The sequence below is a fragment of the Pedobacter petrophilus genome (assembly GCF_009674725.1).
GTDB lineage: Bacteria > Bacteroidota > Bacteroidia > Sphingobacteriales > Sphingobacteriaceae > Pedobacter > Pedobacter petrophilus.
On sequence record NZ_WKKH01000028.1, the window covers coordinates 19,089 to 45,121 of the forward strand.

A 26,033-nucleotide genomic window follows, 5' to 3' on the forward strand; every position below is an offset into this window, starting at 1 on the left:
TTGTTTCCGAAACAAACATACTATTATTAATGCTTTTAATAAATATTTTTAGCCAAATGGAAATTAATCTAGAACAAAAATTTGCGGAACAATATGGTGTAAATCCTCACGCTGTTTATTTTACACCAGGCCGTGTAAATCTGATTGGCGAACATATTGATTATAATGGCGGCTTGGTAATGCCTTGTGCGATCACCCTTGGAACATGGCTTGCCATCTCCCCTAATGCTGATGGCAGGCACCGATTGAAAAGTCTGAACTTTGAAGAACAAATTACGGTTGATGGTAATCTAAAACACGACAAAAACGGAAGTCTTTGGGTAAACTATCCCATTGGGATCATCAATGAATTGCTTCAGGATGGCAAACAAATTCCGGGAATGGATTTTCTTTTTTATGGAAACATTCCGATTGGTTCAGGTTTATCATCGTCTGCATCTATCGAAATTGCCACAGCATTTGCGCTTAATGATTACCTAAACTTAGGCTATGATAAATTGGCGCTGGTTAAAATGGCCAAACGGGTAGAAAACGATTTTATTGGCTTAAATTCTGGCATCATGGATCAGTTTGCTGTTGCTTTTGGCGAAAAAGATAAAGCGATAGTATTAGATTGTGAAACCTTGAAGTATAAAATGGTCGATGTAGACTTAGGCAACTATGTTTTGGCAATCATCAATACCAATAAGCCAAGGGAACTAGCAGATTCGAAATATAACGAGCGGGTGGCCGAATGCCAAACCGCATTAAGCTTATTAAACGAAGAAATTACCCTTCACAATCTTTGCGAATTAACGGCTGATAAATTTGCGCTGCACAGCCATCTTATTACTGATGAAACAATTCTTAACCGTGCAACACATGTAATTAAAGAAAATGACCGCGTTCACTTAGCGGCAAAAGCACTTAATAATGGAGACCTGGAAGAATTCGGCCGGTTAATGTACGCTTCTCATCAATCATTGAAAACGCTTTACGAAGTGAGTGGTAAAGAACTTGATGCAGTAGTTGATTTCTGTTCAACTTACGGGCATGTTATTGGCGCAAGAATGACTGGTGCTGGTTTCGGCGGCTGTGCAATTGCAATTTTAGAAAAGGGTTTTGAGGAGGATTTTGCCAAACACCTCACAGATTATTATGTTGATAAAATTGGATATGCTGCTGCAATATATATTAGTGAAATCGGCAACGGCGCGATGAAACACTAAAATTACGCTATATAAATAACGCTACGCATGATATCACAAAAATGCACAGCAAACTTGACAATGAGAAAATTAAAATTAGACGAATTAAATCGTCCGGATGTAGAAGAATTTAAGGCGCAGGAAAAATTACCTGTCGTAGCGGTGTTGGATAACGTTCGCAGTATGCATAATGTGGGTTCTATATTTCGTACAGCAGATGGTTTTGCCTTAGAAAAGGTAGTGCTCTGCGGGATAACAGCGCAGCCACCCCACCGGGAAATTGAGAAGACCGCTTTGGGCGCTACCCAGTCGGTTGATTGGGTCCACTATCCTGATACTGTTTCTGCCGTTGATGACTTAAGAGCAAATGGCTACGAAATTGTGGCCATAGAACAGGCTGAAAATAGCACCATGTTGAATACTTTTACACCCGATCAAAATAAAAAATACGCTTTAATTTTTGGCAATGAAGTAGATGGTGTAAGTGATGAAGTGATGTCTAAAATAGATCAGTGCATTGAAATCCCTCAATTCGGCACCAAACATTCCTTCAATATTGTCATTTCAGCCGGCATTGTTTTCTGGGATTTCTTTGCTAAATTGAGGCTGTAAATGATTCAAAATGGAAAATGCTCTCCTAAAAAAGCTTCAAATTAAACCAGGATATCAACTCAACATTATTAATGCGCCGGATAATATAGCTGATATCTTTAATGATATTCCAGCGGACGTTTCCGTTACCTATAATGCACATGTTGTTTTTGATGCCATTATCATCTTTTCAACAAGTCATGCCCAGCTGCACAATCAGATTGAATCGTATCTAAAAGCAATTTCTGCGAAAACGATTGTCTGGATTTTCTATCCGAAAAAATCTTCAAAAATCCAGTCAGATCTTGATTTAATGAAATCATGGAGATCCATAGCCGTATTCGGTATATCCCCTTGCGCATCAGCAGCCGTAAACGATGTTTGGACGGGCTTAAGAATGAAGCCTGGAACTGAAGTTAAAAAATCCGGACTTGGAAACGAGGAAATTAAATCAAATGAATACGGTGAATACATAGATCAGGTTAATAAAACAGTTAAAATACCAGCAGATTTAGCTGCACTACTGGCTGAACATCCAAAGGCTTCATCTTATTTCTCTTCACTGGCATACTCGCATAAAAAGGAGTACGTATTATGGCTACTCACCGCAAAACAAGCAAAAACACGTTCGCTAAGGTTAGACAAAACGCTTGAAATGCTCTTAAACAAGAAGAAAAATCCTTCAGCTAAAGATTAAATTTTAGTTCCAGATAGTAATATGTACATAATAGCATACACTATTTAACAATACTTTAACGTTAATGTAACTTTATTATATACAATCTTCAACTATCTAATCTTCTGATTTGATGGCGGTTGCCTCTATATTTTCATTTTGGCAAGGTTTTTTCTTAGCAGAGTCAAAACAGTAACGACGTAAACACTGTTTAACCACTATCATACAAAAATTAATAAAATGAATACGAGAATTACAAAATCAGCAATGTTGGTTGCATTATTGGGATTATCATCACAATTATTTGCGCAAGAAACACCAGCTGCAACAAGTACAATGGGTACTAGATTTGGGGAAAAATCCTTCCGCACCTGGAGTGTAGGTGTACACGGAGGAATACTTTCTCCAAACACAATCTTCGGTGCTGGAAGCGTTAGAGCTAAAGAATTTAAAAGTATCGGTTACGGTGCAAATGTTAGAAAACAGATTTTACCATCTTTAGGTTTACAGGCAGATTTCTTAAGAGGAAACATTAAATCAACAAACGGAACAACCGATTTTCAACAAAGTGTAGAATGGTCTGGAGCTTTAACTGCAGTTTTTAATGTTGCGAATATCAACATCAATAACGAAAATGCTGTTTTAATCCCATACTTAAAAGGTGGTGCTGGATATATGTCATCTGATTACAGTACAACTGGCGCAATTGTTAGCGAAAGTAATAGTAGAGAAGGATGGTTTATCCCAGTTGGTGCCGGTGTTAAATTAGGTGTTGCAAAAGGAATCAACATTGATTTAGGTTATGATGTTAACTTTCTTAAATCTCCTGAATCTTTACCAAAAAGCAGATTTGCTTATGCACACGCAGGTTTAGAATTTGCATTGGGTAGTAAAGAAAAGCCACAATTACAAAATTATAGTTCATTAGCTAACTTACGTAAAGAAAGTGCTGCAGAAAGTGCTGAATTAAGAGCGGCATTATCTACTGCTGAGCAAAATGCACAACGCGATAGAGATCAATATGCTAAAGATTTAGCTGATGATGATAATGACGGTGTTGCTAACAAATTTGATAAATGCCCGGGAACAGGATCAGGAACTGTAGTTGATGGTTCAGGTTGCCCTATCAAAGTTCAACGTGAAGTTATCAAAGAAACAAGAGTAATTACGGAAGCAGATCGTAAAGTTGTTAAAGATGCAATCTCTAACTTAGAATTCGATTTAGGTAAATCAACTATCCGTTCTAAATCTTACACTACATTAAACCGTGTTGCTGGTTTATTAGTAGAGAAAAACTTTAGCTTAAAATTAGCTGGTCACACAGATAACACTGGTGGTAGAGAATTAAACTTACGTTTATCTAAAGAAAGAGCAGAATCAGTAAAAGCTTATCTGGTTTCTCAAGGTGCCAATGCATCAAGAATCGAAGCTACTGGTTACGGACCTGATCAACCAATTTCAACAAACAAAACTGCAGCTGGTCGTCAAGAAAACCGTCGTGTAGAATTCACATTATACTAGTCGATAATTAAAAAAAAGACTAATTAGAAAAGCTCCTCAGATTAATTTCTGAGGAGTTTTTTTTTGATTCATTTTTTCACATGAAAATTATCCGTTGTATGTTAACCCCTTGAAATATTACGATGAACTTCTCAAATCAAATCATCCCGAACAAAATAGTGACGTTAAATGCAGAAGGATAAAGTCATATCATCACTGAGGAAAGCCGTCATTGTTAAGATTGCCCTTAGAATAACGGTATAAATAAGTGGATAAGCTTCAAAATAAATCATCTTTGCGGGGAGGATTTTAACCGAAGAAGCAATCATTCTGGCGGGTAAACAAGGCATAAACCTCGCAGGTTTTAGAAACTGCGAGGTTTAAAATCACGATCTGGCGAAAGTAATGGCGAACTTAATCTTTAGCTTTAAAAGCTGAACAACTACGATAATCCTTTTTTATTTTTATAAGTCATTTTGGCTTTGGTGCCTGCGCTATAATTATAGTTTTTTAAATTGCTGGCCTTTTTCTCATGGAATGCTGCACCCCGCTCAGACTGATCTTCATCTTCCTCAGTTTTCTTTTTCTTAGGCTTTGCTGCCGGATCAACAATTTTTAAGTCATCAGGCAATTCCATTACCTCCATGCGCTGGCCAATTGCTTGTTCAATCTTTTTAACCTCTATCAATTCAATATCCGTAGAAAAGGTAATCGCAACCACTTCTTCATCGCCCTGCTTAACAATTCGCTGAATTAATGTTTCTTTTTGCTCCGGTAATTCCAGATGAATAATGAAAGGAATGCCTTGAATATCTAAATCATCCAAATTCTCATTTGCAACGATTAAAACCCTTGATTTAGGATTTGCCTTAAAATCTTCGATATCATCATAGCCTTTATCATCGAAAAATAACGAACGGTAGATGGTATACTCTTCATCGTTGGTATGATTGAAGTTTTTATAAACCGTTTGAGCAGTAAGGCGCGTATTCACAAAAACAACAGCCTTATCAAAAAACTCAGTATCGTTCATTAATAAAGTGAGCAAATTCAATTTCGTTCTGAAATTCGGAACCTGATATAACATTTGCTGATAAACTTCGGCCTGTTGTTCACCAATTTCATCAACTTCAATGGTCGTGGTTGATTCCTTCATGAAAGGCGAAATCATGAGGTTCAATTTCTCATGCATCACTTCTGTAAAGACAACATGCTGCGATTTATAAGCACTGTTTGCCAATTCTACCACAGGTAGCTGCAATCCCTTTTTCACGATTAACTCAGCGTTATCAACGATGAATAATTGAATTTTATTGGTGTTGAGTGCAAGTTTTAGATATAAAGCACGCGCCCTGTCTGGCACTGCCACAATAACATCGCATCCATCCGTAATCTCATTCATTTGTGTATCGACTGCCCCGCGACTGTCAATCCCCAAAATTCTGAAGGTTTTATTTCTGTTTAATAATTTGAATTGCTCCAAAACATGATCAACGTGCTCGGCATCAGGAACCAATATCAATGCTCTTGGCGCTTCTTCGAAAGCATACTTCAACTTCATCAGCGTTGCCAAAACATAAGTTGTTGTTTTGCCCGATCCCTCCGGTCCTACTGCTATCACATCCTGGCCACCTAAAATTCGCGACATGGTTTTTGCCTGGATCTCTTTTGGAGTTAAAAATCCTGCATCAGTCATTGCCGCAACAAGTGGTTTGCTAAGTTTCAATTTATCTAAAGACACTACTTATTTTTTTAATGTTTGAAAGCACAAATATCCTCAAAATAATTAGCTTTTAAGAAACAGAATTAAAGGCATTTAAAATGAACGCTTTAAAGGTCTGAAATGGAGAAATTCGTGCCATTTTTAGTTACTTTAATGATCGTCATTTAATGACAAAATCAGACAACAAACAAAATAACAAGACCATCTCCAATTTAATTATCAATTTATTAAACTGATAATCAACAACATAAATGATTATTAAAAATAATAACTACTAATTCTATAGATATTATATAGTATTTGATATATTTGTTCAACATTAATCATTAACTAAACAAAATGTCAAACAACTAAATGCAATAATCATGTCGATCTATTTCCAGTACCCCAGCATTGATGAATATCAAAACCTCGTTTATCCAATAAATACAGCGCGGTTAGAAGGGCAAAACGAAATTGTGGAAGATATTATAAATCAACAACATTTCGAAGATTCAAAAGATTATTTAGCGTTAAAACCCATTTAAAACATTAGCAGGTTGACTAACTGGAAGGCTAAGTTTTTTAAGCTTACCTAGTGGTTCGAATCCACTACCTGACTACAAAGTGTTCTCATATGCACTTTTCCTGATTCTGCTCGATCAGGTAAGATTTGGTTATCTTATATTTGTTTTGTTGTTAGCAAAGGCTATCCGCGATGGATAGCCTTAACTTTTGTTTAAAATTATCAATAGAATAATACTTAGCCTTATCATTGCAGGTTGCTATAAATGGAGCGCCGCAAGGGTTCCGCTCCTGGCGCGAGATTTATCCAGTTTCCTTTTTAGATTCCCCTCTTCTCATTAAAAAACAAGAAATCTAAAAACTTTTTATCCCTGTGGGCGGTTATCTATATAATTCACATTATACTAATCTGTTACAGATTAATTTGTTTGGTTTAAAAAAGGGATTTATGGATATAAATCCCTTTTCTTTTGTACGAAATTTTAAAGTGATATATTAGTATGCAAGATCAAAGTTTCACATTTTAATGAATAGAAAACATTTCCTTTCTGCATTTATTGCAGCAGCGGCTACTATGCCAATGCTTAAAGGTGTTGCAGGTACCCCTGAAGAAAAGCGACTTTCTTTTAACATCCCACCTTACTTAAAACAAGGCGATACCATCGGAATTACAAGTCCTGCCGGATACATTACATCGGCACAAATTCAGCCTTCTGTTCTGCAAATGGAAAATTGGGGATTCAAAATCAAAGTGGGTTCTACTATTGGAAAGCGGGATTTTACTTATGGCGGAACAGATGAAGAACGGCTGAAAGATTTTCAACAAATGCTTGATGATCCGAACCTGAACGCCATTATGTGTGCCAGAGGGGGTTACGGCCTGGTTCGGATAATTGATCAGCTGGATTTCTCTAAATTTATCCGCCGTCCAAAATGGATCATTGGCTTTAGCGACATTACGGTGTTACATTGTCATCTAACCCGGAACTTTAGCATCTCCTCTATCCATTCCAAAATGTGCAATAGCTTTCCAGATGATTGGACAAAGGCCGAGCCCATTCAAATTGAAACCATCCTATCTATAAAGGATGCTTTAATGGGAAAACAAATGGGTTATACTTCAGTCCATAACGTAAATAACAGGTATGGAAAGGTTGATGGGATTTTAGTAGGTGGAAATTTAAGTATCATTGAAACACTTGCCGGAAGTAAATCTGATCTTGATACCCATGATAAAATCCTTTTTATTGAAGACACAGGTGAATACCTGTATAGTATTGACAGAATGCTTTGGAACTTAAAGCGTAGTGGTAAACTTAAAAACCTGAAAGGATTAGTTGTGGGTGGTTTTAAGGTTAAACCTGATGATCCGGGTGAAGAATTTGGAAAAACAATTTATGAAATTGTTCTGGAGAAAGTAAAAGAATATACTTATCCTGTTGTTTTTGATTTTCCTGTTGGACACCAACGAAATAATTTTGCGCTAAAGTGTGGTGTAAATCATGTTTTAGAAGTGAAAGATACCGGATGTATTTTAAGAACAATTTAACCTTTGACGCCCATTGAAATTATTTACCATACTTTTTCTGCTATTAAATTTACAAAACGTTTTTTCTCAGGAGAATGCTCCAAAAAATGCTTTAGTGAAAATCTCAACAGATAATGATCACACTTTAGAAAGTTTCCCTAAGCCTATTCGGTGGGCGAATGATATGGAGCATATCTATACCGGACATCAGTTAAAAACCCTGGATAGTTTGCTTGAGAACTTTCAAAATCGATCTAAAATTCAATTAAAGCTAATTACGATTGATTCTATATACCTATCGAAGTACGATTTTAAAGGCGTGTTGAATCAGGTTGCCGGAAAATGGCACCTGCTAAAGCAGGCAGATTATGAGGATTTAACCAACAGAAATCAATATTTTGGAATTGTGATCCTGATCTCGAAATGGGACAAACGGATTAAAGTCTTTAGCAGTTCTTCTTATTATGGCATCGGAGAAATATTATCAGAAACTGATGCCAATAATATTGTAGCTGATGAAATGTTTCAGCTTTTTGAGGAGCAAAATTATTACCAGGCCACACTTAATGGTCTTAGCGCCTTGATGGATAAAATTAATCAGAATCTTGCGGTAAAGGAAAAGAAGTAAGATATTGGAAGACAGTATCTTTACATAAGATCAGCCAATATCGATCGGATCTTATACCGTTTTCACCTCATTTTCGGCGTAATCCTCAATATCAGTAATATAACCGTTAATCAATAGGAAATCAAATAATGGCTTTGCTTCTGGTGTTATTGGCATGTTCGCTGTGGTAATCACCTCGCTGGTATTTTTATCCAGGAACGGATAAGCAAATAAACGGACATTGGTATTAAACATGTCGTTTACATAACTTAACAACTGGCCTGAATAGTTATCTCCCTTGAAGTTTGTTGAATTAAATACAAATTTCAAGTTGTTAATGTTTGTTGCCAAACCAATACTTTTAGGTTTACAACGGGCAAGATATTTTGCGAGTCGATTATGGCGGGTAAAATTTGATACGATAACAATGTTACCGGTATCGCACATCTCCTGGGTTCTTCTGGCAACAGTTTCCAGGTCGATATCATCAGGAGTATCCTTGTCGTCAGTTAATACATTGGTTAACAAAACTTCAATCATTACGGCAAGATTTCCTTCCTGCACATCGTTTGTACGCTTAAACTGATCAGTTGCTTTATTAAATAAACTAAAGTTCGGTAATGATTTCTGACCGTATTTAGTTCTTAAAATCATAATATCTTTTTTATACAACAAATCTTTAGCCTGACGCGGATGTGCATCTGAATCGAAAATCGCCGCTGCAGAAAAATCCTTCATAATCATATAAAGATTAAGCAAGATATTATTAACCTCTGGAAATGCCGGGCCTTTAACAGAAATTAAATCGATTTCTACAGAGCCAATAGTAAGGTTATCTGCTAACGATTCTACCATCAGTTTCGGATCCTGGTAGTGATAAAAGGCAGCATAAAGTAAGTTCACGCCAATAATTCCCAGCACACGCTGCTGCATATTTACGTCGGTATCCAGCAAACGAACATGAAAGAAAATTTCATTTGGTAAGCCTCCAGGTTCATTTTGGAACCGGATTCCAACCCAGCCATGGGGTTCGTTGGTACGTTTATAATTTAAGGTGGTAACGGTATCTGCAAAAGCAAAGAAAGTGCGACGTTCATATTTTTCACCGGATAGCCGCTCATTTAATAAGCCAAATTCATGGTCGAGCATTTGCAAAAGCCTGTTCTGGCTTACATATCTCCCGTTGGTTTCTGCTCCATAAATGGCATCACTAAAGGTCATATCATAAGCAGACATGGTTTTGGCAACGGTTCCTGATGCTGCGCCGGCATTAAAAAAGTTTCTGGAAACTTCCTGACCTGCTCCGATTTCAGCGAAAGTGCCGTAAATACGCGGGTCGAGGTTTATTTTTAATGCTTTACGTTTAGTATCCAGAATTTCTCTTTCCATTCCGCAAAAATAACAAAAATCATTAGTATCAATCGTGGATTTTGTGATTAGTTTACCTAACGGATGAATTATCATAAACAAGCAAACGACTCATAAAAAATAAGGTTAGCATTATCCAATGCTAACCTTTTAAAACCTAAACTATTATGAAAAACCCTCTTTCGGGAATATTTTAATTACGATACTACAATTTCTTTATGCTGTAATTTTGCATCGTCTTTTTTACTAATGTTGATTGTTAAAATACCATCTTTGTATTCGGCGGTAATGCGTTCTCCATCAGCAGTATCTGGTAAATTGAATGACCTTGCGAATGAACTATAGTCAAATTCTTTACGGGTGAAATCTTTAGCTACGCTGGTTTCATCTTTTTTAACTTCTGCCCAAACGGAAAGGGTATCTTTTTTTAATTTAATTTGAAAATCTTCTTTTCTTAAACCGGGAGCAGCTAATTCAATAATGTAAGCAGTTTCATTTTCGTAAATGTTTACGTTTGGCGATTTATCCACGGCTTTATTTTTAGTTACGGCATCACTAAACAATGAATCAAAAACATTGTTAAAGTAAGGAGCGGTGTTGCGGGTTCTGTTGTTGAAATTTACAAGTGTCATATCTTTAATTTTTTATTTTTTAATTGATAATTCCTAATAATCAACTTATATACCAAACCAAATATTTATGATTTTCAAGACATTATGGCAAAATAAATCCAAATCAAAAGACAAATTGGCAGAAATCAAAAGTTTTTCCGACAAATTCAACTATAAAACAAACATTCACCTTCGTTTTATAGATTTTGATATGATGGGTCATGTGAACAATTCAGTTTACTTCACCTATCTGGAGATTGCCCGAACCAAGTATTGGGAAGAGATCATAAAATGGGATTGGCAGAAAACAGGAATTGTAATTGCACATGCAGAAATAGATTATATTGAACCAATAGTTGCAAATGATAAAATTGCGATTCATGTAAAAACATCACGAATTGGCGAAACCAGCTTTGATTTGGATTATCAGATCGTAAAGATAAAAGGCAACGAAGAAACAATTTGTAGTAAAGGCAAAACGGTTTGCATAGCTGTTGATTATACCACCAAACGCCCAACTGCAATCCCTGCAGCAGAAAAACAAAAAATGATTGGGTTTGAGCAATTAACTCCCTAACTTTCTGAAGGAGAAACTCCAGGCGAAAAGGAAAAGCTGGCGGTTTAAATTATCACAAGTGTGCGCCTGCAATATTCTATCGCGAAAAAAGCCCATAAGATATAACTTAGCTCTTTTTTAAAGTTTGCCTGAGCAATAGAAAGGCAACTTCCTCTTTAACGGGATGGGGGTTCAGGCATAATTTTCCCAGGATTTAAGATCCCGTTCGGATCAAAAACCTGCTTTATTCCGCGCATTAAACTGAGGTGAACTTCGGAATATTTAATGGGCATATATTGTTTCTGAACTAATCCGATACCGTGTTCGCCAGATAGAGTACCGCCAAGCGCAGTGGTTAATTCAAAAATTTCTGTGATTCCGAACGGTAATTTATTTTTCCAGTCTTCATCACTCATCCCGGCTTTAATAATGTTTACATGCAGGTTTCCATCGCCGGCATGGCCATAACAAACACTTTCAAAACCATACTTGGCTCCTATTTCTTTTATGCCGTTGATTAATTTTGGCAAGGCAGCTCTGGGAACCACCGTATCTTCTTCCTTATAAACAGAATTTGCTTTCACCGATTCGGCCATTGTTCTGCGCATTCGCCAAAGCTCTTCTTTCTGCTGAGCGGTATCGGCAAAGAGTACTTCAGCGCAATTATGATTTTCTAAAACGATATTTGTTTTTTCACAGTTTTTGAAAATATCATCCAGATCATCGCCATCAAATTCGATCATTAACAGGGCCGCAACATCATCTTTCAGGTCAAATTTTATGTCGTCGAATTTAATCACCCACTCCACTCCTTTCCGCTCCATAAATTCTAAAGCCGAAGGAGTAACACCTGCCCTGAAAATTGCTGATACTGCCGCACACGCGTCTTCGTTCGTAGCAAAAGAACCCATCATTAAAACAGATTGGGTAGGCTTAGGTAAAAGCTTGGTTACAATTTTAGTCACTACACCTAACGTGCCTTCCGAGCCAATCATCAATTGCGTCAGGTTATAACCAGCAGCGTATTTTAATGTATTTGCGCCCGTCCAGATGATCTCTCCACTAGGCAAAACGACCTCCAGATTTAGGATATATTCGCGAATGGTACCATATTTTACCACCCTTGGCCCACCAGAACCATGGGCAACGTTGCCTCCAATAAAACACGAACCTTTACTGCTCGGATCTACCGGATAAAGCAAGCCCTTTTCTCCAACTGCGTTGATAAACGCTTCTGTAATGACACCAGGTTCTACAGTAGCCTGGAGATTTTCCGTATCAATGTCAATAATCGCTTTGAACTTTTCCATCGATAAAGAAATGCCACCATATATTGGTAATGCCGCACCGCTTAAACCTGTTCCGCCGCCGCGAGGAGTAACCGGAATATGATAAAGATTGCAGATTTTTAATAGCAAAGAAATTTCTTCAGCAGTAGTTGGTTTTACGACAACTTCCGGTTGATACCGCAGATCTTCTGTTTCATCATGACTATAATTGTCCAAACTTTCAGTATCTGTAAATACTTTCTCAGCACCAATTGCAAGTTTAATTTCTGCTAAGACTATGGAATTTATTTTAGTAAAGTTCATTTTAAATAGCTGGTGTTGAAGTATAAGTAAGTTTCACAAATGAGTGTCCGATTTGCCCCGGCATAGGGGGATTTAATTTCCTGATGCTCGCTTCAATTAGATCTACAAATGGATAAAGCTCAATTACTTTTGAGATTATATTCTTTAAAACGGTTTCTAAAAGCTTTTGGGTATTTTCCATTTCTTCCCGGATAACCAAATTAAGATCCTCATAGTTCACGGTTTGTGCAAGTTCATCATCAAAACCCTTTGGTGTAAATTCGGTAACCAAATCGATAATAAAGTGATTTCCTATCAATTGTTCTTCAGGATAATAACCATGCATGGCAAAGCATTTTACGTCTCTTAAAGCAACTGTTTGTTTAAAATGGCTCATTAATATTTCGTATGCTGCAAAATTATATTTTTATTCATGAATATAATGCCCCTTGCGGTAAATTGTTACCTTTGAAATGAACGGTATTTCTTAACCAGATTGCATAACAACAATGAGCAGATCAACCAAAAAAGACCTTTACGAGGCTCCCGATTATTATTTATTAGATGAATTGTTAACGGACGAGCATAAACTGATTCGTGCAACTGCAAGAGAATGGGTTAAAAAAGAGATAAGTCCGATTATTGAAGATTATGCCCAAAAAGCAGAATTTCCAAAACATTTAATTAAAGGTTTAGCTGATATTGGTGCCTTCGGACCAACCATTCCTGTGGAATATGGCGGTGCGGGTTTAGATTATACTGCCTATGGAATACTGATGCAGGAGATTGAGCGTGGTGATTCTGGTATCCGTTCCACAGCATCCGTTCAGGGCTCCTTGGTCATGTATCCTATTTATGCTTACGGAAGTGAAGACCAGCGAAAAAAATACCTCCCGAAATTAGCTAGCGGCGATATGATGGGTTGCTTTGGTTTAACAGAGCCTGATCATGGGTCGAATCCGGGCGGAATGGTGACCAATATCAAGGATGCCGGATCTCATTATATTTTGAATGGTGCTAAAATGTGGATCAGCAATGCCCCCTTCGCAGATATTGCCGTTGTTTGGGCTAAAGATGAGGCAGGAAAAATAAGGGGAATGGTTGTTGAACGTGGCATGGAAGGTTTTTCTACGCCAGAAACGCATAATAAATGGAGTTTAAGGGCATCTGCAACCGGCGAACTGGTTTTTGATCATGTAAAAATCCCGAAAGAAAATGTTTTCCCGGAAATTAGTGGTTTGAAAGGGCCGCTGGGATGTTTAAACCAGGCGCGCTATGGCATTGCCTGGGGTGCATTGGGTGCAGCGATGGATTGTTATGACACTGCGCTGCGTTATTCAAAAGAACGTGTTCAGTTCGGAAAGCCAATCGGAGGATTCCAGTTACAACAGAAAAAACTGGCGGAGATGGTTACTGAGATTACCAAAGGGCAACTTTTAGTCTGGCGGCTGGGGATGCTAAAAAGCGAAAACCGTGCTACTGCCGAACAAATTTCTATGGCCAAAAGAAATAGTGTAGAGATTGCGCTGGATATTGCGAGAAATGCCCGTCAGATGCTCGGTGGAATGGGAATCACCGGTGAATATTCAATTATGCGCCACATGATGAACCTGGAATCTGTAGTAACTTACGAGGGCACACACGATATACATCTACTAATTACAGGTATGGATGTAACAGGGCTTAATGCATTTAAATAAGCGTATAACGCTCAAAGAAATTTAAACAGGATTAAATAAGAAATACCAGGATGACAATATTAAAGAATTGTAGCGTAGGATTTCTATTTAAATCTTCGTAAAAAAAAGACTTAATTTGATTTTCATGATCAATTACCATGAAATCATAAAAATAAAGATAAAGAATGGACTATAAAAAATATGTTTCTATACCAGCCTCACCGGAAGAGGTCTATTTAGCACTTACCAAAGACATTAGCATCAAATTATGGACGGGAGCTGAAGTTGAATTTGAAGAAAAACCGGGTACCGAATTTTCATTTTGGGACGGCGATATTGTTGGGAAAAACCTGGAATTCGAAACGAATAAAAAAATAGTTCAACAATGGTATTTTGGAGAAGATGGAGAACCTTCTATCGTAACCATAAAGCTTCATCCTGATAAAAACGAAACTTCGATGGAATTCAGACAAACGAATATTCCTGATGAAGATTATAAAGAATTTACCGAAGGAATTGAAGAATATTACATCGGTGGCCTTGTTGATTTTTTTTACGAATAAAACTTAAACATGGTCTCGCTGTTTAGATTTTAACCAATTACCTGAAATCATGAACAGAACTGTAGGACTCGTATTAATTATTGCTGGCATTGCCATGCTGGTTTGGACCGGCTTCTCTTACACTAAAAAAGAAAAAATAGTAGACGCTGGTCCAATTCAAATTTCTGCCGACAGACAAAAATCAGTTGCCTGGCCACCTTACGTTGGCGGCATTGTCCTAATTGCCGGCGCGTTTATTTTTATCTCTTCCGGAAAGCGAAAATAGCTAACCGATCCTTTCCATTACTTCATTTTCTCTTGTCAGATTATTAAGCAAATGCTATTTTTTGTTAAGGATTTTGTATGCCTGAATTTATTTGCAACAATGTAGCGAAATATATCATTTAAATTTTGCAACATTGTTGCAATTACATATCTTAGCACTGTTGCAACCGGGGATAAGCCGAAACCTCGTAACCACCAGTAGGCATCATATTTAATCACTTATTTTATGAAAAATCAACCAGAAAAAATCACATTGAATTTAGAAGACCTTCAATTAGAAAGTTTTGTGACCAGTATCGACAGTGAAGTTGCGATGCGTTTATCAGGTGGTTTAGGTAATGTATCCGAACCTACGCATACCGAACAAACAGACGACCATCATACCCCACCGGTAAGATGTACCACGGTAATCTGCTAGTTAATTAGTTCAATTCAAGGCGCCATTCGGCGCCTTGTTTATTCCACACAGCTCACGAAGCCGGCTTTAAGCAGGAGCCGAATTTGTAAAATAACCTTTTGACTTATTTTTGCTTTTTCAGCATTCTGCTTAAAATATTCATAGACAATTTTTTCAATCAATTTGGATATTTTCATTTCGCTATCGACCAACAATTTAAGGATGCTGGAAGGAAAGACTCCGATTTTTATTTCTTCAACCCCATTCTCATTACAAAACAAAAGTAACCCGTTAGGATTTTCATGACCGTTATAGTATTTCACATGATCATTTAGCTTTAATGTCAGCTCCATTAAATCTGAATCAGGTTTTAAATTGGCTTCGTCCGCCTTTTTATTGCGGTAAAGGTTTTGTTGCTGGTAACTGAAATAACCTTTATGAAGTTTCCACAGCTTTAGTATTTCTGATTCCAAATCGAATGATCGCAAAATTCCGTCTTTATTCCCTTCCAGTTGACCTATTAAAGTTGATAATGAATGATTAAATTTATCAATATTCTCTACTTCGTAAAGGGCGTTAATACTTATTTTTGCCTTACGGAGCTTTTCAATTGTTCCTTTATAATAAGATGAAAAAATTTGTCTTTTGATTTTAACTTCTGAAAATCGTTCCTCCAGGTTGACTATTTTTCGAGGTTTAGGCAAAGTGGGTTTTGCAACCGAATCAGATTGATCATTTAGCAACACCTGTATAAGCATGTACCCTACACCAGTCTTCCCAGAAAAAAGTCCGTAATCATGCGCTCCACAGGAAAGGTATTCGCTGTAGCTATTCGTTTTTTGATATTGCCTGATGGCTCCATTAATTAACTTACTAATTTTTTCAGTTACTCCGCTCCTGTTTCTATGAACCATCAAAAAAGGAATCATTCCGGTGTAGCCGCTTACCAATGTGAAATCCGGTCGTGTTAAATTTTCGAGATCTGAAAAACACTTTTCCAGTGCGTCATTATACTGTTTATTGTAAATGTTCTTTTGGAATATTTGATAAGCAAGACTCCTTGATAAACCTACCCCTGCAGCTCCATGTGCCCATGCGTTTACGCCCTTCATGTCTGAAACAAAGGTTTCGAGTTGCCAAAGGTGTGCACCTGGTTTCGACAGGTTATAGTTCCCGATACGCAGATCAAGCCAGTTTTTATTTGGAGCATGGAAATACTGCATTTCATATGCCAGTGCTTCTTCCGCGAGATACAACAAGCCTGATGCATTAAAATAAATGCCCAATTGCATTAAACAATAGGCGATACCAGATGCACCGTGGGAAAACCCAGCCATGCTATCATACGCTTTTTTAGACTGATTGTAATCCCATTTTAACCCAATCTTTGATACACGCGCTTCTTTAACCAGCCGGTTTAAAAGCACGTGTATTGATTTTAACACCTCATCGTTTTGGGTATGGTGATAAAGCAACGTAAAAACAAGTAAATTGCCTGCATAACCGCTCAATAAATCTGTTTTTAAGAGTTCGTTGCCAAGTTGATTTTGATTGGATAAGGCCAAACGCAAGGCGTTATCAAGGTATTTTTGCAATCCGGTTACTTCAAAAATCTTTAAGTTAGTGTAAATTACTCCACCAATGCCGGTATACAAAGCAAAATATTTTGGCTTTAGAACAGCTTCAGATTTCATTATTCTGCACATCATCTTACTGATTAAATCAAGATGTGTTTCATTTTGATCAAAACGATAAAGTTCAAGAAAGAAGAGTGCAATGCCACAATTGCCATTAAAAATGTCATAGCTTTCTTGAAAGGCATACTCCTCAGGATTGACATAGTACGGCGTTGGCCACCAGACTTCATCTGTTGTTTCCTTTTTATTTAGCAGCAGATCATCTTTTATTTCATTAAGATGATTCGTAAAAACTTCAATCTGAGCAATTGTAAACATAGATTAATTGGAATAATTCTCACGATAAATAGACTTTATACAAGTTTTTACCACGTACATAAGGTAAGCCTCTTCCTGGTTTGCAATACCAAGGCGATTGTTGGTCATGTGCATCAGGCTTGAAATGATTTCTTGGAATTTAGACTCACCGAATGCTGCGTTTCGATACTGATTCATAACTTCCTGATTGCTCATGCTATATTTCACTAAATCGTCATTCAGAACGTTTTCAGTCAACTCGTTCCAAAAAGATTTGGCAGCCAGACAAATCATTTCTTTCCTGGATGAAAATGCTTCCTGAAACTGATTGAGCCAATGTTCCTTTTCTTTCTCTATGGAAAATTCAGGACGGTAAAGTCTGGACAACCATCCGTTTATAAAAAAATCGCATATATCAATGATATTCCCGGACTTCAATTTGGTTGAAAACAATAGAATTAAATGAAGTTGTATGGCTTGTAAAGTAATTTGGCTGGTGGTATTCCTAATCAAAAGCCAGTTTAAGATATAGCTTGACGACGCAGCAAAATGCTGTTCTGCCCATGCCATACTTGTCTCATTTCCATAACGATCAATCTCAGGATCATATTTAACAGTTAAAACCTTTTCTACTTTAAATGAAGCATGCTGAAATCGAAAAAAGTCAGTATTTAAAGAATCTTTAATCTGCTCATGGTAAGCAGGACTGGCATGAAACCTAACCCGAATGTGGCTTCCACCTTCCCAATAACGGATAAAAAACCATGGTGAATCAGGAGAAAAATAATTTTTCCATTGATTTATGAAAGGTGCGATAGCGCGTTTCAAAAGCTCATCAGCATCTCCACTATAATAAATGTGAAGACCGAGCCAAGTGTAATTAGATTGTTCGGTTTTATCATCCATTATACCATTGAATTAGGTATTCTTTAACTCCATCCCAACCTGGTACAGGGAGCACTTCTTCCAGTGTGATGTAATTTCCAGCCCTTGCTAAAAGCCGTTTGAACATGCTAACAAACAACGGTTTATCGAAAGCTAGATACTGAGGTTTATAATCATCATGCAAACCTTCTTTTTTAGCAATTTCATCATCAGCAACTTTGTTTTGATAGGCACGTTTTCTCAAAAATAAAAAGGCTTCCGTTGGTATTTCCTGCAAGTTAAACCAGCTATTTAAACGGATGAAATAGTTAAAATCAGTCTCCACCGGCTGCTGAACAGGAATTACACTAGTTTTTATCCTCCAGGTTTTTCTTCTGATAATTATAGTCTCTTCATAAACGATTCTGGGAAGTTGATAAACATCGGGTTCCTGATCTCCAAATTTACCCTGATCATACTGATCTATTAACTGGATAAATGGCTGAAGTGAAATACGGGCCTCAGGATTAAAGTGAGCCAGTAACTGGTATAAATTTGAGCGATTATAAAAGGACTCCAAACTAAGATCATAACTGTAAACTTCCTGGTCGTTCAGCAACAGTATAAGGCCATTGGTATCTGAATCGAGGCGAACCATTAAATCACCAGCTTTGATCTGTTGATCTGCAGGATATATATTATTGCCCGAAGGAAGAGCAAGCTCATGTTTTAATAAAGGTGGATGAATATTGGCATTAAAAGTTGATGCATCGTTTAGTTCGGCTTTAATTGCTTCCGGATTTGTAGCCTCGTTTTGAGTAATCAGTGCTTCCTGTATTTTTGAATCGAACAGTGCCAAAAACCGCCCGCTCACCTTACCCATGCCAGGTAATAGTGAATTGATTACCCCATAAACCTGATCTTGTTTATCACGCTGATAAAATTGAACAAACGCGCCTGCCGCTGAAATTATTCCAAGATTCGATTGAACAGGCAAATCTGCAAAGAAAGCAGCAGTCAGGTTACGTGTTCCATTTAAAACATCATTCTGTTTTAATTTTCCCAGAATAGCCGTTTTCCAAAGTGCGATATCAGTTAATGTTTGAGCATTTTCTTTCAATTGCTCTTTTTCGGGCTTTTTGACATAAAAATAGTAATCTTTATAAAACTCCGTTACCTTTATTTTCTGCTGTTCCGGATAATGTTTGATATAAAAATCACGCATTTTAATACGCTCCTTTCTCATTACATCCAGTGGCAGCAAATATTTAGCAAGCTGATTTGTTTTAGATACAAAGTCAGCTATTCCTTTCTCTGGCAATACTTCCGTTTGGCTTGTGAAGCAGTCTTCGAACAAAATATTACGGGCCGGGAAATAGTATGGAACAAAGTTATTGGTTTGAAAAACATGTTGACTCTGGTCTACTTCCTGCACAATGTTTTTTTTCTCATCAGCACTGGTGTAATAAGGTAAGTTTGCCTCTTTTTGCAACTGAAGAAAAGTGCTATTAACCTCCGTTTCTGCCCGTTGTAAAATTTGATAACGTTGTATAGGTTCAGCCGTTGAATAGCTTTGAAGATGGATCTGCAGGGTTTCAAAAAGATCGGTTAAAGAACTAAGTGACTGATTTTGATCTGGTATCAATCTAATAAATTGCAATAACTTCGCATCCCAATTTTCATCCATTCCGGAAAAGCCGAATCCTAACTCAAACAAGCCTGTGTTTATCAATTTCATTAGATAAGCCTTAAGTGTTTCGCGGCTGGCATTTTCCACATGCGCAGATAGATAGATTATCAATGCCTCCAAAGTGACTGATTGATTGATATTTTGAAGGTAATTGAGGACCAATAACTGCAGCCCCCTGGCTGTTAACTGCTGAAAGGATTCGATGTTATTGAAATTGGTCAGGAATTGAATTTTATCATCTTTGATTTCAGCGGTGATATTAATTTTTAGCAACAGGTATTCGTTCAATATGGGATGTTGCCTGAGTACAGAACGCAAGTATTCAAAAAGAATATTATTCAATTTTAAACGGCTCTGAACAGTATGGATTTTACGGAAGTAATCTCCGGGATTGGCGACTGTAGTCATTACGCCAGTATAAGTAAAACTGCTAAACGGCGAAGTCTTAAAAGCCATTCGGCTGAGGTAGCGCAACAGACTAAATTCCATTCGCAATTCTTTTTGTTTAAAACCTTCGGCGTCTTTGCTTATAAAGTCTGCCAATTGTGTGTAGAGCACCGGGCTAGACAGCATTAATCCATTTTGCAGTTCGGGTTTTAATGCCATCTGCTGAACAATTTTTCTGTGTAACGCTGCTTCGCGGTTAAATAGCGGTTCATTAACCTCAAAGAAATTTTCAAGCAAAGCTTCGTTTAAAAAGTAAGCTTCAAAAGACTCAGACAGTGCGATGGAATTTAATGTTTGGAGAAGCGTCAACTGCTCTGCAGCTATTCTTTTGTTGTTAAATATTTTCCGTTTGATATTAATTAGTTGTTGCCTGATTTGATCGTTAGTTTGTTCGCTTATGATTGGAAACAAGGCATCGCATAAAATATTTTTTAGTTCTTCTCGCCTTCTTAAATGATGATGATGCGCTTCTATCAATTTTCCACCTTGTAGGAATGTAAGTTGACCGAAGACCTCATGATTAAGATTTGCGTATCGAACTAATGAATAAGGGAATATTTTGATTGACATAAAATAGTTTATAGGTTAATGGAAAATCATTGGCCAAGTTCAAGTTGATTTTTGATCAGGTGATAGTAATGTCCCTTAATTTGCAACAGCTGCTGATGCGTGCCTACTTCTTTAATTTCGCCTTGCTGAAGCACTACAATTTGGTCAGCATTTTTTACTGTACTAAGTCTATGGGCCACAATTAGTACCGTTTTCCCATGGAAAAAAGTATTTAAATTATTTACAATAGAAAGTTCATTCTGTGCATCAAGAGAATTGGTGGCCTCATCAAGAAAAACATAATCTGGATTCCGGTAAATCATTCTGGCGATCAATAAACGCTGTTTCTGGCCTTCACTTAAACCATAGCCATCTCTTCCAACTACAGTTTCGTATCCAAATGGCATTTTTATAAAAAAAGCATGCATATTCGCCATTTTAGCAGCTTCGTGAAGACGGTTAAAATCTTTGAATTCAGCACCTGCGAAAATATTGTTGGCGATGGTATCCATAAAAACATATCCATCTTGCATTACAACGCCACAATGTTTTCGCCATGATCTGGCATTCATGGTTTCGATGGTTTGGTGGCCAATGTGAATAGTACCAGAAGTACAAGCATAAAATTTGAGCAAGAGCTTAATCAGAGTGGTTTTTCCACTGCCACTCGTCCCCACAATAGCCGTTACTTTTCCAGCCGGGATTTTCAGACTAACATTTTTCAAAACCAGCGCGCTATGCTTGCCTCCGTATTGGAAAGATATTTGATTTAATGAAATATCTACCGGACCATTTCCTGCTAACCCCTCCTCTACGCCGAAATCTTCTTCGGCCTCTTGTTGTACCTCGTCTATACGCAATAAACTGAATTTTGCATTTTGCGAAACCCTTGAGAATTCTACCAGCTGATTTACTGGAGCATTCAACTGCCCGCAGATATAAGTGATGGCGAGCATTCCGCCTAATGTTACCTGATCATGAATCACCAACATAGCTGCCGCATAGGTAATGAGGACGTTCTTCACTTCGTTAATAAAAGCGCCAACGCCCTGCATCTGCTGATCGAGTTGCAAAGCTTCCAGTTTGAGGTCGAAAGATTGATCCTGTAATCCTTCCCAAAGCTGTTTTTTTTCTTCTTCGCTGCCTGTTAATTTGATTTCCTGCATGGCATAGAAAATCTCCAGAAGCAATTGCTGATTTGCAGAGAGTACCTTGAATTTTTTCTGATCGATAATTTTTCTCTTCTGTTGGAAAGAGTTAGACCAGATTATGCTGATGCCGGCACCTGCAATAAATAATAGAAAAATCTGCCAGTTGTAGTGAAGCAAAACGCCACCTAATACTAACAGGGTAATGGCTGATAAGATAAAATTGATCAGTGAATTGGTCAGGAATTCTTCTATCCTTTGATTATCATTTACACGCTGCATATTGTCTCCAGCCTGCCGGTTATCGAAAAATGAGAAAGGTAATTTCATCAGTTTTGCCAGAAAGTCTTTTAGCATCGTGATGCTTGTTCTGGCACCAATTCTAAAAAGAAGCCTCCCCCGGACAAAATCCATCAGCATCCTACCCGTAAAAAGCATAAGTTGCCCCAGGCAAATAAGCAGTAACAGGTTGGTGTTTTTTCCTTGAATCCCTTTGTCTACGATCATTTGGGTGAGGAGTGGAATAACTAAAGAGAAACCGCTTGCCAGTGCCAGACTTACCGCTATTGGAAACCAACCTTTGCGGTGTAACTTCAGGTAAGGAAGCAGATTCCACAAGGACGTTTTATGATCTGGTTTGCTTTCCATTTCTTCAAATGCACTGGTCTTTTCGAGTAACAATACCCGGCCAACCTGTTCGCCATCGTTAATATTCCACCCTGATAAAAATTCTGTGGTGTTTAACATTATTTTACTGTTCAGCGCCGGATCGGCAACGTATACCGACTTATCACTTACTTCATAAACCACAACGTAATGTTCTTTTTGCCAGTGAACTATACAAGGCATTGGCAGCCTGTGAAGCATATTATATTTCAATTCTACAGCCAGGGCTTTAAAACCAATTGTTTCTGCAGCATCGATTAAATCGAGCATAGTAGTACCCTGCTTTCCAATTTTGCACAACTTCCTCAAATGTTGCATGGAAACGCTTTTACCGTGATAGCCGGCAACCATTTTAAGGCAAACAGGACCACAATCCATGGCATCTGGCTGCTTATAAAAGGGATACTTTCTCCTGCGGATAAAATCTTTAACCATGCTGAATTTAAATATTAGCAAATGCAATTTAGTTGCAAATATGTAAAATATAATGCAACTTTGATGCATTATTAAATTAATCTTTTAGATGAAAAAGAATGAATTTGCAACCTGGCAAATGCTAATTAAAAAAGAATTGCTGGTGGTTTACCGGAACAAAACGATGCTCATCTCTACGGTGATGATCTGGACGCTTTTTATTGCCGCTACAATTTGTACATTCTTAGATTATCAATCTGCGCATAAACAAAGAACAGAAGCGAACATGCTTTTCAGGCAACAATGGGAGCATCAGCAACGTAACCCTCATGATGCCGCTCATTTCGGGACTTATCTTTTCAAAACAATTAATCTGCTAAACGTTTTTGATACAGGCTTGGACGATTATGCAGGTAATACCTATCGCATTGAAGCCCATGTGCAACACGAACCTGCTGCTGCGAATGCGATAGGAAATGATGGCTCCATGCGTTTCGGCCGGCTTACGCTAGCCTTAATTATGCAATTACTCATCCCACTACTCATTTTGTTCATCACCTCAACCAGCATCACCTCAGAAAAAGAAAATGGAACGTTAAAAATGCTGCTGGCTCAAGGATTAAGCACCTCCAGGTTAATATGGGCAAAGGCAATTTCCAGTTACCTATTTATAGTAGCAGTGGTTCTGCCAATCTTCCTTTTGATGTTTTCTATGCTATTCATCTCGCCTGATTTTACCATCCTTCTTTCCCGATTACTGTGGATAATATTAGCTTTTCTATTGTATTTTTTGTTCGTTGCCTTGTTGGGTACGCTAATTTCTGCATGGAGTAGTAATTCTGGAAAAGCCCTTTTAACCGCACTAAGCTGCTGGATTTTAATGAGTATTATTTCGCCAAAATTACTCACCGGAATTGCCGATCGCAGTTATTCATCCATGTCTCGTGCTGCTTTTACTGATCTTGTTGAACAAGGCTATAGAAAGGGGCTAAACGGACATGATCCTTATGCAGAACGTGGCGATCGGTTTGTCAGAAATATTCTTAAAAATTTCCATGCAGACTCCATTAGTGAGTTGCCTTTTAATATTGAAGGCTTAACGCTGCAATATCACGAACATTACCGTAGCCTGGTATTTAATCATTATTTGGCACAAGTAGAACGACAGTTTGATAAACAGCAGAATTTCCTCACAATAGCCGGAATATTTAATCCTTTTCTATCTATAAAGCGGTTTTCGATGGCGCTATCCGGCACTGACTATTACCATCAGCAGTATTTTTTCAAACAAGCACAAACTTACCGCAATCACTTAATCAGAAAGCTAAATATGCAATTGGCCTGGCATAGCAAATCTGTAGAAGGCGAATACACAGTTGGCCCTCAATATTTTGCACAAATAAAAAATTTCGATAATCGGCTCCCCCCTATTATTAAAGTTATTCAACTAAATAAGATTGCCTTATACGCTATAGCCGGATGGATTCTTCTTCTCGCCACATTATTACACTTTATTGCTTCACGTTCTCTAGCCCGACATTATGAACCTGCTTAACACCATATTTATTTTCGAATTGCGGATGCTCCGCAGACAACGATTACTCTTGCTGCTAATTGCTTTTTTCTTTCTAACAGGTTTGTACAGCATCTATGATGGTTACCGTTTCACTCAAAAGCAACTTACGGCTATTGATAGTCTGGAACGAACCTATCACAAGAAATTTAATGAACTTGCTACAAATTTCAAAGCAGATACGACTACCGCTGAAGGAAAACTCCGTTATTTGCAAGCAGGCATCCCATCTGTAATTGAATACCAAAATCCGTTAAATGCAATACATAGACCGGCGAAATTAATGTCGCTTTCTGTGGGTCAGCGGGATCTGTTACCTTATTATGAGGTGATCAACAGGCGACGGAATGCCGTTCAGGCATCCAATGCTGAAATTGCCAATCCGGAAATGCTTGCTTCGGGAAATTTCGATCTGGCTTATGTTATCGTTTATTTACTTCCTTTACTGGCCATAGCACTGTCTTATAATACCTGGTCAAAAGAGAAAGAACAACAAACCGACCGGCTATTGGCTGTTCAGGGTCAGCATTTTAAACGCATCATTATTTATAAACTCGGCTTTCGTTTTACAGTGGTTGCTTTATTGGCCTGGTTGCTGAGTACCATTGGAATTGCCAGTGATGCACTTCTTAATTCCTTTGATTTAACAGCCTCATTGCTGTGGTTCTTTACCATCACTGCATATCTGGCATTTTGGTTTTCAGTCTGTTTGCTATTAATCAGACTTGGCCAGAATTCTGCATCGAACGCACTTTATTTATTGTCAGCCTGGTGCTTCTTCCTATTGGTATTGCCAGCCATCACCAACGCTTTTGTTCGCCTGTCTTACCCCATTCCATTGAAAACTGATGAAGCCGTTGCTTTGAGAGAAAATAGCGAAGCCATTTGGTCAATGCCTAAACAAGCGCTTATTGATACGTTTTACCTTGACCATCCTAAATATAACACGCTAAAAAGTGTGGCGGATACCAGCGAAAACAGCACCGTTCGCTTCGTTGCCTATTACGATCTTTTAGGAAAGAAAATGACCACAGCGATAGCAAATTATAACCAGCATCAGCAAAAACAAAATGAAATTTCCGACAATTTAAGTTGGATTAATCCTGCCACGAAAACTCAATATTTACTCAATTCGATAGCAGAAACTGGGTTGACAGACTATCTGTCCTATCAAAACCAGGTGAATCGATTTCAAAAAACCTGGGTTGATTTTATGACAGCATATATTATTCATAACAGAAATTTAACCCTGACAGACTGGCATCATCTTCCCAAATTTGAAATGCTGCTGGCCGCAGGAAAGAACAAAAGCATCATAATCGGCATCCTTGGCTTGCTGATTATATCTGCCTTCTGCCTGTTACTAAGTATAAGAATTAAATCAGAACTATAAATTCAATCACCATCAATTTAACAAAATCAC

23 protein-coding genes are annotated in these 26,033 nt (G+C 37.8%); 14 read left to right on the forward strand and 9 right to left on the reverse strand.

All coding sequences use genetic code 11. The annotated features are described in order from the left end of the window. Positions 1–56: 56 nt before the first annotated feature. The 4 genes from GJU39_RS16175 to GJU39_RS16190 all read left to right on the forward strand — a co-directional run bounded on the left by GJU39_RS16175 (position 57) and on the right by GJU39_RS16190 (position 3,975). Entirely contained in the window at positions 57–1,208 is a 1,152-nt protein-coding gene (locus tag GJU39_RS16175) for a galactokinase (RefSeq protein WP_154282025.1), read from the forward strand. A gap of 60 nt (positions 1,209–1,268) precedes the next feature. Beyond that, positions 1,269–1,799: an RNA methyltransferase gene (locus GJU39_RS16180; protein ID WP_154282026.1), complete on the forward strand. Its 531-nt coding sequence runs from the start codon at positions 1,269–1,271 to the stop codon at positions 1,797–1,799. A gap of 10 nt (positions 1,800–1,809) precedes the next feature. Then, positions 1,810–2,475, forward strand: coding sequence for a YdeI/OmpD-associated family protein (locus tag GJU39_RS16185; RefSeq protein ID WP_154282027.1), 666 nt, complete (start codon positions 1,810–1,812; stop codon positions 2,473–2,475). 219 nt (positions 2,476–2,694) lie between these two features. After that, complete coding sequence (locus GJU39_RS16190) at positions 2,695–3,975, forward strand: OmpA family protein (protein WP_154282028.1); 1,281 nt, start codon at positions 2,695–2,697, stop codon at positions 3,973–3,975. 421 nt (positions 3,976–4,396) lie between these two features. Here the strand turns inward: GJU39_RS16190 and GJU39_RS16195 are convergent, their stop codons facing one another. After that, entirely contained in the window at positions 4,397–5,695 is a 1,299-nt protein-coding gene (locus GJU39_RS16195; protein WP_342448218.1) for a DEAD/DEAH box helicase, read from the reverse strand. 347 nt (positions 5,696–6,042) lie between these two features. Between GJU39_RS16195 and GJU39_RS16200 the strand changes: the two genes are divergently transcribed. The 3 genes from GJU39_RS16200 (at position 6,043) to GJU39_RS16210 (ending at position 8,337) form a co-directional block, all read left to right on the forward strand. After that, positions 6,043–6,204 (forward strand): hypothetical protein, encoded by a 162-nt coding sequence (locus GJU39_RS16200; protein WP_154282029.1) that lies wholly within the window; start codon positions 6,043–6,045, stop codon positions 6,202–6,204. 503 nt (positions 6,205–6,707) lie between these two features. After that, positions 6,708–7,730: a S66 peptidase family protein gene (locus tag GJU39_RS16205; RefSeq protein WP_154282030.1), complete on the forward strand. Its 1,023-nt coding sequence runs from the start codon at positions 6,708–6,710 to the stop codon at positions 7,728–7,730. Between the two features lie 94 nt (positions 7,731–7,824). Beyond that, a complete protein-coding gene (locus GJU39_RS16210) occupies positions 7,825–8,337 on the forward strand; it encodes a TPM domain-containing protein (RefSeq protein WP_154282031.1) in 513 nt (170 codons plus the stop codon). Between the two features lie 51 nt (positions 8,338–8,388). Here the strand turns inward: GJU39_RS16210 and GJU39_RS16215 are convergent, their stop codons facing one another. Next, positions 8,389–9,705, reverse strand: coding sequence for a nicotinamide mononucleotide adenylyltransferase (locus GJU39_RS16215; RefSeq protein WP_154282032.1), 1,317 nt, complete (start codon positions 9,703–9,705; stop codon positions 8,389–8,391). Positions 9,706–9,881: 176 nt separating this feature from the next. Continuing rightward, positions 9,882–10,316 carry an Hsp20/alpha crystallin family protein gene (locus GJU39_RS16220; protein ID WP_154282033.1) on the reverse strand — a complete coding sequence of 145 codons (435 nt, stop codon included), beginning with the start codon at positions 10,314–10,316 and terminating at the stop codon, positions 9,882–9,884. A gap of 67 nt (positions 10,317–10,383) precedes the next feature. On the opposite strand from GJU39_RS16220, the gene GJU39_RS16225 reads away from it, so the two are divergent. Next, positions 10,384–10,872, forward strand: coding sequence for an acyl-CoA thioesterase (locus GJU39_RS16225; protein ID WP_154282034.1), 489 nt, complete (start codon positions 10,384–10,386; stop codon positions 10,870–10,872). Between the two features lie 155 nt (positions 10,873–11,027). On the opposite strand, the gene GJU39_RS16230 is transcribed toward GJU39_RS16225, so the two are convergent. Both GJU39_RS16230 and GJU39_RS16235 read right to left on the reverse strand, forming a co-directional pair. Further along, positions 11,028–12,443, reverse strand: a complete 1,416-nt coding sequence (locus tag GJU39_RS16230) for an FAD-binding oxidoreductase (protein ID WP_154282035.1) — start codon at positions 12,441–12,443, stop codon at positions 11,028–11,030. 1 nt (position 12,444) lies between these two features. Further along, complete coding sequence (locus tag GJU39_RS16235; protein WP_154282036.1) at positions 12,445–12,819, reverse strand: dihydroneopterin aldolase; 375 nt, start codon at positions 12,817–12,819, stop codon at positions 12,445–12,447. 112 nt (positions 12,820–12,931) lie between these two features. Here GJU39_RS16235 and GJU39_RS16240 point away from each other — a divergent pair, with 112 nt between their 5' ends. The 4 genes from GJU39_RS16240 (at position 12,932) to GJU39_RS16255 (ending at position 15,346) form a co-directional block, all read left to right on the forward strand. Further along, the gene (locus tag GJU39_RS16240) at positions 12,932–14,122 is read left to right on the forward strand and encodes an acyl-CoA dehydrogenase family protein (RefSeq protein WP_154282037.1); all 1,191 of its coding nucleotides are present in this window, start codon (positions 12,932–12,934) and stop codon (positions 14,120–14,122) included. 164 nt (positions 14,123–14,286) lie between these two features. Then, positions 14,287–14,664: an SRPBCC domain-containing protein gene (locus GJU39_RS16245; RefSeq protein ID WP_154282038.1), complete on the forward strand. Its 378-nt coding sequence runs from the start codon at positions 14,287–14,289 to the stop codon at positions 14,662–14,664. Positions 14,665–14,713: 49 nt separating this feature from the next. Continuing rightward, positions 14,714–14,929 (forward strand): hypothetical protein, encoded by a 216-nt coding sequence (locus GJU39_RS16250; RefSeq protein WP_154282039.1) that lies wholly within the window; start codon positions 14,714–14,716, stop codon positions 14,927–14,929. A gap of 225 nt (positions 14,930–15,154) precedes the next feature. Next, on the forward strand, positions 15,155–15,346 hold the full coding sequence (locus GJU39_RS16255; RefSeq protein ID WP_154282040.1) for a pinensin family lanthipeptide: 192 nt from the start codon (positions 15,155–15,157) through the stop codon (positions 15,344–15,346). Between the two features lie 38 nt (positions 15,347–15,384). Here GJU39_RS16255 and GJU39_RS16260 read toward each other — a convergent pair whose 3' ends face one another. From GJU39_RS16260 to GJU39_RS16275, 4 genes are read right to left on the reverse strand one after another with little or no spacing between them, the layout of a single operon-like run. Next, positions 15,385–17,280: a lanthionine synthetase LanC family protein gene (locus GJU39_RS16260; protein ID WP_154282041.1), complete on the reverse strand. Its 1,896-nt coding sequence runs from the start codon at positions 17,278–17,280 to the stop codon at positions 15,385–15,387. Positions 17,281–17,283: 3 nt separating this feature from the next. Beyond that, positions 17,284–18,165, reverse strand: a complete 882-nt coding sequence (locus GJU39_RS16265) for a thiopeptide-type bacteriocin biosynthesis protein (protein WP_154282042.1) — start codon at positions 18,163–18,165, stop codon at positions 17,284–17,286. Beyond that, entirely contained in the window at positions 18,158–20,830 is a 2,673-nt protein-coding gene (locus GJU39_RS16270) for a lantibiotic dehydratase (protein ID WP_154282043.1), read from the reverse strand. The genes GJU39_RS16265 and GJU39_RS16270 overlap by 8 nt, the downstream gene beginning before the upstream one ends. Before the next feature lie 26 nt (positions 20,831–20,856). Further along, positions 20,857–23,058 (reverse strand): peptidase domain-containing ABC transporter, encoded by a 2,202-nt coding sequence (locus tag GJU39_RS16275; protein WP_167515707.1) that lies wholly within the window; start codon positions 23,056–23,058, stop codon positions 20,857–20,859. Between the two features lie 88 nt (positions 23,059–23,146). Between GJU39_RS16275 and GJU39_RS16280 the strand changes: the two genes are divergently transcribed. Beyond that, positions 23,147–24,592, forward strand: coding sequence for an ABC transporter permease subunit (locus GJU39_RS16280; RefSeq protein ID WP_154282045.1), 1,446 nt, complete (start codon positions 23,147–23,149; stop codon positions 24,590–24,592). Further along, the gene (locus tag GJU39_RS16285; RefSeq protein ID WP_154282046.1) at positions 24,579–26,003 is read left to right on the forward strand and encodes a DUF3526 domain-containing protein; all 1,425 of its coding nucleotides are present in this window, start codon (positions 24,579–24,581) and stop codon (positions 26,001–26,003) included. Before GJU39_RS16280 ends, GJU39_RS16285 begins: the two co-directional genes overlap by 14 nt. The last annotated feature ends 30 nt before the right edge of the window (positions 26,004–26,033 follow it).

Coding starts and splice junctions, on each gene's coding strand:
- GJU39_RS16220 (WP_154282033.1), bottom strand. CDS start 10,316: ATGACACTTGTAAATTTCAACAACAGAACCCGCAACACCGCTCCTTAC.
- GJU39_RS16180 (WP_154282026.1), top strand. CDS start 1,269: ATGAGAAAATTAAAATTAGACGAATTAAATCGTCCGGATGTAGAAGAA.
- GJU39_RS16245 (WP_154282038.1), top strand. CDS start 14,287: ATGGACTATAAAAAATATGTTTCTATACCAGCCTCACCGGAAGAGGTC.
- GJU39_RS16270 (WP_154282043.1), bottom strand. CDS start 20,830: ATGTCAATCAAAATATTCCCTTATTCATTAGTTCGATACGCAAATCTT.
- GJU39_RS16185 (WP_154282027.1), top strand. CDS start 1,810: ATGGAAAATGCTCTCCTAAAAAAGCTTCAAATTAAACCAGGATATCAA.
- GJU39_RS16215 (WP_154282032.1), bottom strand. CDS start 9,705: ATGGAAAGAGAAATTCTGGATACTAAACGTAAAGCATTAAAAATAAAC.
- GJU39_RS16240 (WP_154282037.1), top strand. CDS start 12,932: ATGAGCAGATCAACCAAAAAAGACCTTTACGAGGCTCCCGATTATTAT.
- GJU39_RS16285 (WP_154282046.1), top strand. CDS start 24,579: ATGAACCTGCTTAACACCATATTTATTTTCGAATTGCGGATGCTCCGC.
- GJU39_RS16250 (WP_154282039.1), top strand. CDS start 14,714: ATGAACAGAACTGTAGGACTCGTATTAATTATTGCTGGCATTGCCATG.
- GJU39_RS16205 (WP_154282030.1), top strand. CDS start 6,708: ATGAATAGAAAACATTTCCTTTCTGCATTTATTGCAGCAGCGGCTACT.
- GJU39_RS16235 (WP_154282036.1), bottom strand. CDS start 12,819: ATGAGCCATTTTAAACAAACAGTTGCTTTAAGAGACGTAAAATGCTTT.
- GJU39_RS16265 (WP_154282042.1), bottom strand. CDS start 18,165: ATGGATGATAAAACCGAACAATCTAATTACACTTGGCTCGGTCTTCAC.
- GJU39_RS16225 (WP_154282034.1), top strand. CDS start 10,384: ATGATTTTCAAGACATTATGGCAAAATAAATCCAAATCAAAAGACAAA.
- GJU39_RS16260 (WP_154282041.1), bottom strand. CDS start 17,280: ATGTTTACAATTGCTCAGATTGAAGTTTTTACGAATCATCTTAATGAA.
- GJU39_RS16175 (WP_154282025.1), top strand. CDS start 57: ATGGAAATTAATCTAGAACAAAAATTTGCGGAACAATATGGTGTAAAT.
- GJU39_RS16275 (WP_167515707.1), bottom strand. CDS start 23,058: ATGGTTAAAGATTTTATCCGCAGGAGAAAGTATCCCTTTTATAAGCAG.
- GJU39_RS16280 (WP_154282045.1), top strand. CDS start 23,147: ATGAAAAAGAATGAATTTGCAACCTGGCAAATGCTAATTAAAAAAGAA.
- GJU39_RS16200 (WP_154282029.1), top strand. CDS start 6,043: ATGTCGATCTATTTCCAGTACCCCAGCATTGATGAATATCAAAACCTC.
- GJU39_RS16190 (WP_154282028.1), top strand. CDS start 2,695: ATGAATACGAGAATTACAAAATCAGCAATGTTGGTTGCATTATTGGGA.
- GJU39_RS16255 (WP_154282040.1), top strand. CDS start 15,155: ATGAAAAATCAACCAGAAAAAATCACATTGAATTTAGAAGACCTTCAA.
- GJU39_RS16230 (WP_154282035.1), bottom strand. CDS start 12,443: ATGAACTTTACTAAAATAAATTCCATAGTCTTAGCAGAAATTAAACTT.